Below are 12,628 nucleotides of genomic sequence, written 5' to 3'. Positions count from 1 at the left end.
GCAAAAAGCGGAGGCCAATCTCGCCAACGCCAGCGCGCAACTGGAGCGCTACAAGGTCCTCGTCGGCAGCAATGCAGTCAGCAAGCAGGTGTACGACAACGCGGTCGCCACGCAACAGCAGGCCGCCGCCGATGTCGCCGTCGCCAAAGCGGCTGTCGATAGCGCGCGCATTAACCTCGGCTACACCAGCGTGACCTCCCCTATCGCGGGCCGCAGCAGCATTTCGCAGGTGACGCAGGGCGCTTACGTGCAGGGTGGGGCTGCGACCTTGATGACGAGCGTGCAGCAGATCGATCCCATTTACGTCGACCTCCAGCAATCCAGTCTGGCAGGACTGCAATTGCGCCAGGCCATGGCGAACGGCCAGATCAAGCGCAGCGGCGAGTCGAAAGTCAGCCTGACGCTGGAAGATGGCACGCAATATCCGCTGGCCGGCGCGCTCGAATTCAGCAACACAACGGTCGATCCGTCCACCGGGTCGGTCACCGTGCGCGCCCGCTTCCCGAATCCGGACCACGTGCTGCTGCCTGGGATGTTCGTGCGCGCCCGTGTCGCGCAAGGCACCAACGACAAAGCGGTGCCCGTCCCCGTCGCCGCCGTTTCGCACGACCAGCAGGGCAATGCCACTGTGCTGGTGGTGGGCGCCGACCACAAAATCGTCCAGCGCACGATCGAAGCGAAGACCCTGACTGAGGGCCGCTGGCTGGCCGAAGCGGGCCTGCAGGATGGCGATCAGGTCGTGCTGTCCGGCGCACAGAAAGCGCCACCCGGCACTGTTGTGCGTACCGTCAATGCGCAGCCGCAGCGCCTGGCTTCCATCGCGGGACCGGGAGCACAATAATGGCGAAGTTCTTTATCGAGCGGCCGATCTTCGCGATCGTCATCGCCATTCTGATCATGCTCGGCGGCGTACTGGCTATCTTCGCGCTGCCGATTGAGCAATATCCACCCGTCGCGCCGCCCACGGTGCAGATCTCGACGACCTACCCCGGCGCCTCTGCAACCACGGTACAGGATACCGTGGTGCAGGTGATCGAGCAGCAAATGAGCGGGCTGGATAACCTGCTCTACATGTCGTCCAGCAGCGACGACACCGGCCAGTCCACCACCACCCTGACCTTCGCGACCGGCACCAATCCGGACATCGCCCAGGTGCAGGTGCAGAACAAGCTCCAGCTGGCCGTGCCGCTTCTGCCCGCTCAGGTGCAGCAATCCGGCGTGCGCGTCACGAAATCGACCAATTCCTTTCTGATGGTGCTGGGTTTTGTTTCGACCGACAACAGCATGAGCAAGTTCGACATCGCCAACTATGTCGTCTCGCACGTGCAGGACCCGCTCAGCCGCGTCAACGGCGTGGGCAATATGAACGTGTTCGGCACGCAGTATGCGATGCGCATCTGGCTCGATCCGGCAAAATTGAACAGCTATTCGCTGACGCCGACCGACGTCACCGCAGCCATTCAGGCGCAGAACGTGCAGATCTCCGGCGGTCAACTRGGCGCCGCGCCGGCTGTGAAGAATCAGCAATTGAATGCAACCATTACGGAATCGACCTTGCTGCGCACACCGGAGGACTTCGGCAATATCTTCCTCAAGGTGCAGGCCGACGGCTCGCAAGTGCGCTTGCGCGATGTGGCACGCATCAATCTCGGCGCAGAGAACTTCAACGTCGATAACAAATACAGCGGCCAGGCCGCATCCGGCATCGGCATTCAGCTGGCACCCGGCGCCAACGCGCTGGATACAGGCAATGCGGTGCGCGCCCGCATCGCCGAACTGGAGCCCTACTTTCCTCACGGGCTGAAAGTCGTTTATCCAAACGACGTGACGCCCTTTGTGAAGATTTCGATCGAGGAAGTGGTGAAGACCCTGATCGAGGGTATTGTGCTGGTCTTCTTCGTCATGTACCTGTTCCTGCAAAGCTTCCGCGCCACGCTGATCCCGTCGATTACTGTGCCCGTGGTCCTGCTGGGTACTTTCGGCGTGATGTCGGCGCTGGGATTCACCATCAATACGCTCTCGATGTTCGGCATGGTGCTGGCGATTGGCCTGCTGGTCGATGACGCCATCGTCGTTGTCGAAAACGTGGAGCGCGTGATGCACGACGACGGGCTGCCGCCGCTGGAAGCGACGCGCAAGGCCATGGGACAGATCGGCAGCGCTCTGGTTGGCGTGGCTGTCGTGCTGTCGGCCGTGTTCGTGCCGATGGCATTCTCGGCTGGCACGGTCGGCGCAATTTACCGCCAGTTTTCACTGACGATCATTTCTTCGATGGTACTGTCGGTGTTCGTGGCGCTATCACTCACGCCTGCACTGTGCGCGACGCTGCTCAAGCCTTCCAGCGGCGACCACTATGAGAAGAAAGGCTTCTTCGGCTGGTTCAATCGCTATTTCGACAAGGGCCGCGACCAGTACCAGTCAGGCGTGGGCCATGTGATCGCCCGCGCGGGCCGCTGGGCAATCATCTACGCGGCGGTGATTGGCGCGGTCGTGCTGATGTTCATGCGTCTGCCGACTTCCTTCCTGCCGGATGAAGACCAGGGCTTTATCTACGTTCAGGTGCAAACGCCGCCAGGCGCCACGCAGGCGCGTACCGGCGCGGCGCTGGACGATGTATCGGATTATCTGCTGCACGAGGAAGCGGCCATTGTGGACGCGACCTTTGTCGTCAACGGCAATAATGCTTTCGGCCGCGGGCAGAATCAGGGCCAGATCTTTGTTCGCCTGAAGGACTGGAGCGAACGCACGGCGCCCGGCACCTCGGCGGCTGAACTGTCTGCGCGCATCTCAAAGCATTTCGCGGGCTATAAGGACGCGCTCATCACGCCGACCAGCCCACCGCCAATCCGCGGTCTGGGCACGGCGGCAGGTTTCGACTTCGAGCTGGAAGACCGCGGTGGCCTGGGTCACGCGGCGCTGGCGAAGGCCCGCGACCAGCTCTTGGCGATGGCAAAGAAAGACCCGATGATTGCCGGTGTGCGTTTCGCGGGCCAGCAGGATAATCCGGCCTTCAAGATCAATATCGACCGCGAGAAGGCGGCGGCGCTGGGCGTCAATGCGTCCGATGTCGATCAGGCGTTTTCGGTGCTGTGGGGCTCGCGTTACGTGAACAATTTCCTCGATACGGATAACCGCATCAAGAAGGTCTATGTGCAGGCGGATGCGCAGTACCGCATGAATCCGGAGGACCTGAGCCAGCTTTATGTGCGCAATGCCAGCGGTACGATGGTGCCCTTCTCTTCCTTCGCTACGACGCAATGGACATACGGCCCGCCGCAGCTCCAGCGCTACAACGGTGTGGAAGCCATGGAGATCCAGGGCCAGGCAACGCCGGGACACAGCTCGGGCGAGGCCATGCTGGCCATGGAAGCGCTGGCGAAGCAGCTGCCGTCGGGTATCGGCTTTGAGTGGACGGGCGTGTCGCTGCAACAGCAGCAGTCCGGCTCGCAGGCGCCGCTGCTCTACGCGCTGTCGATACTGGTGGTATTCCTGAGCCTTGCGGCGCTGTATGAGAGCTGGTCGATTCCGCTGTCGGTCATTCTGGTGGTGCCGATTGGCGTGCTCGGTGCGCTGGCGGCCACCGGCGTGCGCGGACTGCCGAACGATGTGTTCTTCCAGGTTGGCTTGCTAACGACCATCGGTCTGTCGGCCAAGAATGCGATTCTGATTGTGGAATTTGCACGCGAACTGCAGGCGAAAGGCATGGCGGCCAAGGACGCGGCGATCGAAGCGGCACGCATGCGCATGCGGCCGATTGTGATGACGTCGATGGCCTTCGTGCTCGGCGTGCTGCCGCTTGCGCTGGCGCATGGCGCCGGGTCGGCGAGCCAGATTGCGATTGGCACGGGCGTGATTGGCGGCATGCTGACCGCGACCTTCCTGGCGACGTTCATGATTCCGATGTTCTTTGTGGTGGTCAGCGACAAGCTTGCTCGCAGCAGGCCGGCAGCGCCGGCTGCACTGGCAGGAGGTCCGCAACATGGCTAATCGCATGCTCATCGCCGCCCTCAGCGCCGCTCTCCTCGGCGGCTGCGCGCTGCAGCCAGCCTACCAGCGCCCAGCGTCACCGGTTCCGGCCACTTATCCGGCCGGCGAAGCCTACGCAAAGAGCCAGGCCCACCCGGCGAGCGGCCCCAGCATGAGCGCCGCATCGACAACGCCCTCCACCCGCGGCGCGGCGTCCGTGGCGGCGGATCTTGGCTGGCGCAATTTCTTCGTCGATCCGCGCCTGCAGCGGCTCGTGGAGCTTTCTCTGCAAAACAACCGCGACCTGCGCGTCGCCGTGCTGAATGCGGAAAAGGTGCGGGCGAAGTACCAGATCCAGCGCTCCGCCCTGTTCCCGCAACTGGGCGCGGCCGCCAGCTCCACCGCCAGGAACGGCGTACCCCGCAACGATCTCGCACAATTTACCGCCGCGTGGGAGATCGACTTATTCGGCCGTCTGCGCAGCCTGTCCGACGCCGCGCAGGAGCAATACTTCGCCAGCGCCTACGGACGCCAGGCCGCGCAAACGCTGCTGGTATCGCAGGTCGCCGACCAGTACCTGACCATGCTCGCCTACGACGAAGAGCTGGCCGTCACCCAGCGCACGCTGGACACCGCGCAAGCCTCCTACAAACTGGTGAAGCTGCAATTCGACACCGGCACCGCGTCGGAACTCGATCTGCGCCAGTCGCAAATCGTGGTGGACCGCGCACAATCCAGCCACGCCGCCCAGGTACGCCAGCGCGCGCAAGCCGAGAATGCGCTGGTCCTGCTGATAGGCCAGTCCCTGCCAGCCGATTTGCCGCCGCACGCGCCGCTTGGCGCGCAAACGCTGACCGGCATTCCCGCTGGCCTGCCGTCAGACCTGCTCGCGCGCAGGCCGGACATCCTGCAAGCGGAAGCCCTGCTGCGTTCCGAAAACGCCAACATCGGCGCCGCGCGCGCCGCGTTCTTCCCGCAGATCACGCTGACGGGCGCCATCGGCTCCGGCGCGTGGTCCTTCGTGCCCGCACTGGTCGAACCGATCTTCGACGCCGGCCGCAACAAGGCCAATCTGGACGTGGCCACGCTGGAAAAGGACATCGGCGTCGCCCAATACGAAAAGGCCATCCAGACCGCCTTCCGCGAAGTGTCCGACGGCCTCGCCGCGCGCGGCACCTACGACGACCAGCTGGCCGCGCTCCAGCGTGAAACGGACGCCCAGCAGCGCCGCCTCGACCTGGCCAACAGCCTGTATGAGAACGGCGTGAACAGCTACCTCGACGTGCTGACCGCACAGACAGACCTCTACAACGACCAGATCTCCCTGATCTCCGCCCGCCTCGACCAGCTCACCAGCCGCGTGAACCTGTACCGCGCCCTGGGCGGCGGCTGGCTTGAGCGTACAATGGACGCTCATCCGACTACGGGGGCGCCGTGAAACTGCTGATCGTCGAAGACAATGCGCGTGTCGCACAGTTCCTGAAAAAGGGACTGACCGAAGCCGGGCATACGGTCGATCATGCCGACAATGGCCGCGATGGCATGTACATGTCCGTTAGCGAACCGTATGACGCCATCATCATGGACCGCATGCTGCCCGGCGGCGTCGATGGCCTGGGCATCATCGAAGCGCTGCGCAAGACGGGCAACAAGACGCCCATCCTGATCCTCAGCGCGCTCGATAACGTCGATGAACGCATCAAAGGCCTGAAAAGCGGCGGCGACGACTACCTGGTCAAGCCCTTTGCCTTCGGCGAACTGCTGGCGCGGCTGGATGCCCTGCTGCGCCGCGCGCAGGTGCAGCCGGTCGATACCACACTGAATGTGGACGACCTCTCCATGGACCTGCTGTCGCACAAGGTCACGCGCGGCGGCAAACCCGTCGCGCTGCAGCCGCGCGAATTCAAGCTTCTGGAATATCTGATGCGCCATGCAGACCAGGTTGTTACGCGYACCATGCTGCTTGAAAACGTATGGGACTATCACTTCGACCCGCAAACCAATGTGATCGATGTCCACATCAGCAAGCTGCGGCAGAAGATTGACGGCGGCGAACGGCGCCCGCTGCTGCGCACTATCCGCAACTCAGGCTATATGCTGACTGCCGATGTTTAAGTCCCGGCTCCTGCGTTTCTCCGCGCTGAACGCGGCACTGGCCTACGTGCTGGTGACCTTCGCCGTGCTTGGCCTGTTCGCCATGCCGCTGTGGCTGGCCTGGCGCAAATCGGTGGACGAATACCGCATCGAAGTGCTGGAAGCCGAAGCCCACCGCATGCGCAACCTGCTGAACAGCCAGGGCATCGACGCGCTGGCGCGGGCCATCGACGTGCAGGTACGCGGCGACCTCGCCAAGCAAGGCCAGTACATGCTGCTCGCCACGCCATCGCTGGAAAAGCGCGCGGGCAACCTGGCGGACTGGCCGCATGGCGCCACCGATGCTGCGGGCGCGCAGTTCCTGACCATTGATGTCGAAGGACGCCAGACGCGCGCCGCGCTATGGCATGAAGCCCTGCCCGGCGGTTACCACGTGCTGGTGGGCCGCGATGTCAGCCGCTTCGAAGCGATGGAGACGCTGTTCTGGTATGGCCTGGTGGGATCAGGCACGCTGGTGCTGACGGTGGCGATTATCGGCGGCCTGATGATCCGGCGCGCCCTGCTCGCACGCGTGCAGCACATCAACGAAACCGCATCGCTTATCGTCGAAGGCGACCTGTCGCGCCGCTTGCCGACCACCGACGGCGGCGACGAACTGGAGATGCTGTCGCACACGGTCAACCGCATGCTGGATCAGATCGAGCACCTGGTGCACGGCGTGCGCAATACCTCCAACGCGATTGCACACGACCTGCGCACGCCGCTGGCGGAGCTGCGCGCGCGGCTGGAGGAGCTGACCGTCACGCGTCCCTCATCCGAAACCGCCTTCGCTGAAGTGGAAGCTGCGATTACCGATGTGGACCGCGTCATCGGCATCTTCAACGCCTTGCTGCGGCTGGCGGAAATCGACAGCGGCATGCGGCGTTCCGGCTTCGTGGAAGTCGATGTGACGGCGCTGGCGGCCGAAGTGGTCGAGCTGTACCAGCCCGTCGCCGAGCTGCATGACATCACATTGAGCTATCGCGCCTTCGGCCGCCTGTCCGCATCGGGCGATCCGGTGCTGCTGGCGCAAGCCATCGGCAACCTGATCGACAACGCACTGAAATACGGCCATCGCTCCGTCACCGTTGAAGCGCGGCGCGGCGCGCGTGTGGAAGTGGTGGTGAGCGATGATGGCCCCGGTGTCCCCGATGAAGAAAAGCCGAAAGTGATAGAACGCTTTTACCGCAGCGACGCCAGCCGCGCTACGCCCGGCGTGGGTCTGGGACTCAGTCTCGTTGCGGCCGTCGCGCGTCTTCACGGCGGCGCGTTGGAACTCGGCGACAACCACCCCGGCCTGCGAGCAGCCCTGACATTTTGATGGTAGTCTCTTGACTACTCTCAACTTTTTGCCAGGAGGAATGGCCATGAATTCTGCTGTACGCTCTGCCGCAGTGCTTGCCCTGATGTTCGGCCTGTCGAGTGCGATTGCTCAGGAAGAGCAAAAACCTTTGCCTGCAGCACTAGTTGATGCATTAAACAAACTATCCGGCGGTCCGCATAACGGCTTCCGCGCCAATCATGCCAAGGGCGTGATGGTCACCGGCACCTTCGCCCCATCGGCACAGGCCAAAGCCTGGAGCAAGGCGCCCCACTTCATGAAGCCCGTGCCGGTCACCGTGCGCTTCTCCAACGCCACCGGGGTGCCTACCTTGCCCGACGCCGACGGCAATGCCAGCCCGCATGGCATGGCGATTCGCTTCCAGCTGGCCGGTGGCGTGACCACGGACATCGTCTCGATCTCCGCCAACGCCTTCCCCGTCGCCACGCCTGAAGACTTCCTCGCGCTGCTGACCGCCATCGGCAACAGCGGCCCGGACGCCGCCAAGCCGACGCCCGTCGAACAATTCCTGGGATCGCACCCGGCTGCGCTGAAGTTCGTGACCACGCCGCGTCCCGCGCCAGAAAGCTTCGGTACCCTGGCCTTCTATGGCGTGAATGCCTTCAAGTTCACCAACGCGAAAGGCAAGAGCAGCTATATCCGCTACCAGATCCTGCCGGTCGCCGGCGAACATGCGCTGCCGGAAGGTGCGAAGCCCGAGCCGAACTATCTGATGGAAGAACTGCCGGCGCGCGTCGCCAAAGGCCCGGTGAAATTCAAGCTGATGGCGCAGATTGCCAACGAGGACGACAATGTCAATGATCCGACTGCCGTCTGGCCCGCCGCCAACAAGGTGGTTGAACTGGGCACCATCACGCTGAACAAGATGGTGACGGACCAGGTGGCCGAACAGAAGAAGATTCTTTACAACCCGGTCGCCCTGCCCGCCGGTATCGAGCCTTCGGCCGATCCTGTGCTGGCGATGCGCTTCCCGGCTTACGCGGTGAGCTATGGCCAGCGCGGTCAGTAAGCCGTCGCTTCGGAAATCAGCCACTCCTTAAACGCGACCACCGGAGCTGCGTTCTCGCTTTCCTTACGATGCACCAGGTAGTAAGCGAGTTCGCAGCTCTTCGATTCTTCAAACGGCCGCACCAGGCGGCCCTCCGCCAGATCACGCTCCACCAGGCTGCTGCGGCCAAGCGCCACGCCATTGCCCGAAATGACCGTCTGCAGCGCGGCGGCGGAGTCGTTGATCTGTATGCCGCGGCTGCAATCGACCTCACTGCGGCAGCCGGCTTTTTGCAGCCAGGAGCGCCAGGTTGGAAAAGACGGAAACGCCAGCATCGAGACGTCGTGTATCAGCAGGTGGTGCTGCAGATCGGCGGGCTGCCTGAGCGGGTGTTCGCCTTCCAGCAGCGCCGGGCTGCAGACCGGGAAAAATTCATCACGCATCAGCAACGTCGACACCAGGCCCGGCCACGCCCCTGCCCCATAACGGATGCCGACATCCACGCGGTCCGCCGTCAGGTCGACCACGCGGTTGCTGGTGTCGATGCGCAGGTCGTAATAAGGGTGCTTCCGCTGGAAGCGCTCGACCCTGCACAGCAGCCATTTATCGGCGAAGGCGCCTGGCACCGTCACGGTAAAGGGAATACGCGATTTGCTGGCTTTCAGTTCTTCCACCACTTCCGACAGCAGATCGAAGCCGGATTGCAGTGAAGGCAGCACCGCGCGTGCCGCATCCGTCAGCACCAGCCGCGAAGGACCGGACGTGGAACGATGGAACAGCTCCACGTCGAGCGTATCCTCCAGGCCGCGTATGAGATGGCCCACCGCTGCCGGCGTGACGTTCAGCTCCTCCGCCGCGGCCGCATAGCTCAGATGCCGTGCGACCGCTTCGAAGGCGCGAAGTGCATTCAGATGATTCGGTGCTCGCATGAATCGATCTTAGCAGCTCCCTCAGAACTGCGACAGGCCGCCATCCACCACCAGCTCCGCGCCGGTGGTAAAGGAGGAATCATCGCTCGCCAGGAACAGCGCGGCTTTCGCGATTTCGCCCGCTTCGCCGAAGCGTTTCAGTGGAATTTGCGACTGGATGGCATCCGCTGTTTCGGACAACTGAGACTCGGACAGCCCCAGTTTGCCGTGGAATGGCGTAGCAGTCGGCCCGGGGCTGACGGCGTTCACGCGGATGCCGCGCGGCGCCAGTTCAGCGCCAATCGAGCGCACCAGAGAACGCACCGCCGCCTTGCTCGCCGACAGAATCGACAGCCCCGGCGTACCCACCGCATTCAGGAAGGACGTGGTCACCACAATGCTGCCGCCCTTTGGCACAATCGGCGCCGCCTTCTGGATCGTAAAGAACAAGCCCGAGAAATTCAGCGAAAACTGCTCATCGATTTGCTCCGGTGTGATGGCTTCCAGCGGCGCGGCGGTGGCTGCACCGGCATTGGCGTACACGATATCGATGCGGCCGAATCTGGCGCGGATCTGCTCCACGGCTGCTTCGATCTCAGCGGGCTTGCGCAGGTCAACAGACAGCACCATCGCATGGCCACCCAAGGCCTTTGCCGTGGATGCGAGACGTTCCGGATTGGTGCCGGTCACAATCACTTGCGCGCCTTCAGCGCGGAACAGTTTCGCAGCCTCCAGGCCGATGCCCGAGGTGCCGCCGGTAATTAGCGCGATTTTGTTTTGCAGTTTCATTTCAAACTCCTTCAAGGATGGGTTGGCGATGAACCCAGTATGGACACCGGGAAGCCTGCAAACAAACGAGATGATTTCGCCGAGCGGAATAGAAAAACTAGTCGGCTACTGAGAGGCCGCCGGCAGCACTCTTTTCAGGGAAGCCAGAGCCACCGGCCGCTCCAACTGGTGGTCGAAGCCCGCGTCGCGGGCGATCACCTTGTCGTGCGACTGGCCGGAGTCATTCAGTGCGATATAGGTGGCATGTTCATCCGGGTGCAGGGCTCGTAGCTGGCGCGCCAGGGCGTAGCCTTCGACCTCCGGCAGGTCGGTGCGGATCAACACTGCGTCCGGATGCAGCTCCTCGGCTCGTGCCAGGGCGCTCGCTTCATCGGGACACAGCGCCACCATATGGCCCTCGGCCCGCAACGCCGCAGGCAGCGCCGCGTCGCTCTCATCTGCCCGGCCGACCATGAGAATATGCAGCGGCCGCGCGCTTGATGGATTGTCCTGGCGTAGCAAGGGCAGCGTGACGGTGAAGGTACTTCCCTTGCCGCGTCCCTCGCTGGTGGCAATGATATGGCCATTGTGCAGGGAGACTACGCTCTTCACCAGCGCCAGGCCCAGACCAAGCCCGCCCTCGCTGCGGTCGGGCGTGCGCTCGGCCTGCGTGAACAACTCAAAAACATGCGGCAGCAGGTTGGCGTCCATGCCGATGCCGTTGTCGCTGACGCTGATTTCGACCTGGCCGTCATGCACCACGACCTTCAGCACGATACGACCGCCCTGCGGCGTGTACTTGGCCGAGTTGTTCAGCAAATTGACCACTACCTGCACCAGCCGCGAGTCGTCGCCCAGTACGATGCCGCCGTCTTCGCTCATGTCCACTACCAGCTCGTGCTTGCGGCCGTCGATCAGCGGGCGCRATTGCTCGACCGCGTTGCTCACGACGGCGCTAACGCTTACTTCTTCCTTGTCGATCGAGACCAGCCCGCGCGTGACACGCGAAACGTCCATCAGATCGTTCACCAGACTGGACATGTGCTTGACCTGCCGGTCGATGATTTCGCTGGAGCGCCGGATGTACTCCGGATTGTGCGCCGCCATCTTGAGCAATTGCGCCGCCGCACTGATCGGCGCCAGCGGATTGCGTAGCTCGTGCGCCAGCATGGCCAGGAAGTCGTCCTTGCGCTGATTGGTTTGCTGCAGCGCCTCTTCCGCCTCGCGCTGCAAAGTCACGTCGGTATTGGTGCCCAGCCAGCGGATCACCTTTCCGTACTGGTCGCGGATCGGCAAGGCGCGCGACAGGAACCAGCGGTACTCTCCATCCGCGCCGCGCAAGGGGAAGGTATCTTCCCACACCGTTTGATCCTCGACGATCTTCTTGCGATACAGCGCGACGACCCGCGCGACATGATCGGGATGGTGCACCTTGGCCCAGCCCCAGCCCTGSATCTCTTCCAGCGTGGTGCCGGTATAGTCGAACCAGCGGTTGTTGTACCAGTAGATATAGCCGTCGCCATCGGCCATCCACGCCAGCTGCGGAATATTGTCTGCCAGCGTGCGGAAAGTCAGTTCGCTGGACTTGAGCTCCGCTTCAGACTTCTTCACTTCACTGATATCGAGGATATAGGCGATGCCTTCGTTGCGCGTCCCCGCGAAGTTGGCCGCACCAACATAGACAGGAACACGGCTGCCATCACTGCGGAAATACTCTTTTTCGATTGGCCCCATCCGGCCGGTTTCCTGCAGACTGGCYCAGGCGCGGTCCGACACTTCCGTCCATTCCGGCGGCGTGAGCGAACGCCAGGACAGCCCTTCGCGCTCGAAACGCTCACGCGAATAACCAAGCATGTGCAGGAAGGCGTCATTGGCCTCGATCAGCGAGCCATCGAAACGGTATTGAATGATGCCGATGACCGCAGATTCCACAATGGCGCGGAATTTCGACTCGCTGATCAGGCGCGCTTCCTCCGCCAGCTGCTGGCGCGTGACGTCAACCACGGCACCCGACATATGCTGCGGCTTGCCCTGCGCGTCGGTAAATACAGTGCCGCGGCCATGCAGGTAGTGCATGCGCCCTTCCCTGTCGCGCACGCGGTAGCGCTCATAGTAAGGCTGGCCGGATGCCAGCGATTTGTCGATGCCGGCGATGACGGCGGCGGCATCTTCCGGATGCACGGCATTGAAATAAGCGGAGATTGGCGCGCTGTCCGCAGCATCCGGCGCGATGCCGAACATCGCTGCCAGATAGYGGTCCGCATGGACGCGGTCCGCCTGAATGTCCCAGGTCCAGGTGCCGATATCGGCAGCCGTCAGCGCAGCTTCCAGGCGCTCCTGGGTATTGCGCAGCGCGGCGCGCATCACGATGCTTTCGTGGATATCGGTGGACGTGCCCATCCAGCGCACGATCTCGCCTTGGTCGTTCCGCACCGGCAGCGCACGCGCAAGGCGCCAGCGGTACTCGCCGCCTTGGTCGTTCCGCACCGGCAGCGCACGCGCAAGGCGCCAGCGGTACTCGCC

Annotated in this window: 9 protein-coding genes; 6 read left to right on the top strand and 3 right to left on the bottom strand. The window is 63.1% G+C overall.

The features are described 5' to 3' along the window. The 6 genes from AB4Z11_RS08050 to AB4Z11_RS08025 all read left to right on the top strand — a co-directional run. Nucleotides 1-841, top strand: an 841-nt coding sequence (locus tag AB4Z11_RS08050) for an efflux RND transporter periplasmic adaptor subunit (protein WP_442024198.1), incomplete at its 5' end; no start/stop codon positions are given. Then, nucleotides 841-3,987 (top strand): efflux RND transporter permease subunit, encoded by a 3,147-nt coding sequence (locus AB4Z11_RS08045; RefSeq protein ID WP_442024196.1) that lies wholly within the window; start codon nt 841-843, stop codon nt 3,985-3,987. The genes AB4Z11_RS08050 and AB4Z11_RS08045, both read left to right, overlap by 1 nt. After that, the gene (locus AB4Z11_RS08040; RefSeq protein ID WP_442024194.1) at nt 3,980-5,404 is read left to right on the top strand and encodes an efflux transporter outer membrane subunit; all 1,425 of its coding nucleotides are present in this window, start codon (nt 3,980-3,982) and stop codon (nt 5,402-5,404) included. The genes AB4Z11_RS08045 and AB4Z11_RS08040 overlap by 8 nt, the downstream gene beginning before the upstream one ends. Continuing rightward, nucleotides 5,401-6,081, top strand: coding sequence for a winged helix-turn-helix domain-containing protein (locus tag AB4Z11_RS08035; protein ID WP_442024192.1), 681 nt, complete (start codon nt 5,401-5,403; stop codon nt 6,079-6,081). Before AB4Z11_RS08040 ends, AB4Z11_RS08035 begins: the two co-directional genes overlap by 4 nt. Further along, complete coding sequence (locus AB4Z11_RS08030) at nt 6,074-7,420, top strand: ATP-binding protein (RefSeq protein ID WP_442024190.1); 1,347 nt, start codon at nt 6,074-6,076, stop codon at nt 7,418-7,420. Before AB4Z11_RS08035 ends, AB4Z11_RS08030 begins: the two co-directional genes overlap by 8 nt. Before the next feature lie 46 nt (nt 7,421-7,466). Then, complete coding sequence (locus AB4Z11_RS08025; protein ID WP_442024189.1) at nt 7,467-8,450, top strand: catalase family peroxidase; 984 nt, start codon at nt 7,467-7,469, stop codon at nt 8,448-8,450. Here the strand turns inward: AB4Z11_RS08025 and gcvA are convergent. The 3 genes from gcvA to AB4Z11_RS08010 form a co-directional block, all read right to left on the bottom strand. Further along, nucleotides 8,444-9,358 (bottom strand): transcriptional regulator GcvA, encoded by a 915-nt coding sequence (gene gcvA, locus AB4Z11_RS08020; RefSeq protein WP_442024187.1) that lies wholly within the window; start codon nt 9,356-9,358, stop codon nt 8,444-8,446. The genes AB4Z11_RS08025 and gcvA overlap by 7 nt on opposite strands. 21 nt (nt 9,359-9,379) lie before the next feature. Continuing rightward, the gene (locus AB4Z11_RS08015) at nt 9,380-10,126 is read right to left on the bottom strand and encodes an SDR family oxidoreductase (RefSeq protein WP_442024185.1); all 747 of its coding nucleotides are present in this window, start codon (nt 10,124-10,126) and stop codon (nt 9,380-9,382) included. A 105-nt stretch (nt 10,127-10,231) separates the two neighbouring features. After that, on the bottom strand, nt 10,232-12,628 hold a 2,397-nt coding region (locus AB4Z11_RS08010), incomplete at its 5' end, for a PAS domain-containing hybrid sensor histidine kinase/response regulator (RefSeq protein ID WP_442024183.1).

It is taken from the genome of Pseudoduganella sp. RAF53_2 (genome assembly GCF_052113985.1).
In the GTDB taxonomy this organism is placed as follows: Bacteria; Pseudomonadota; Gammaproteobacteria; order Burkholderiales; family Burkholderiaceae_D; genus Rugamonas.
The sequence above is the reverse complement of the archived record's forward strand: the minus strand, read 5'-3'. Positions and strand labels throughout refer to the sequence as shown.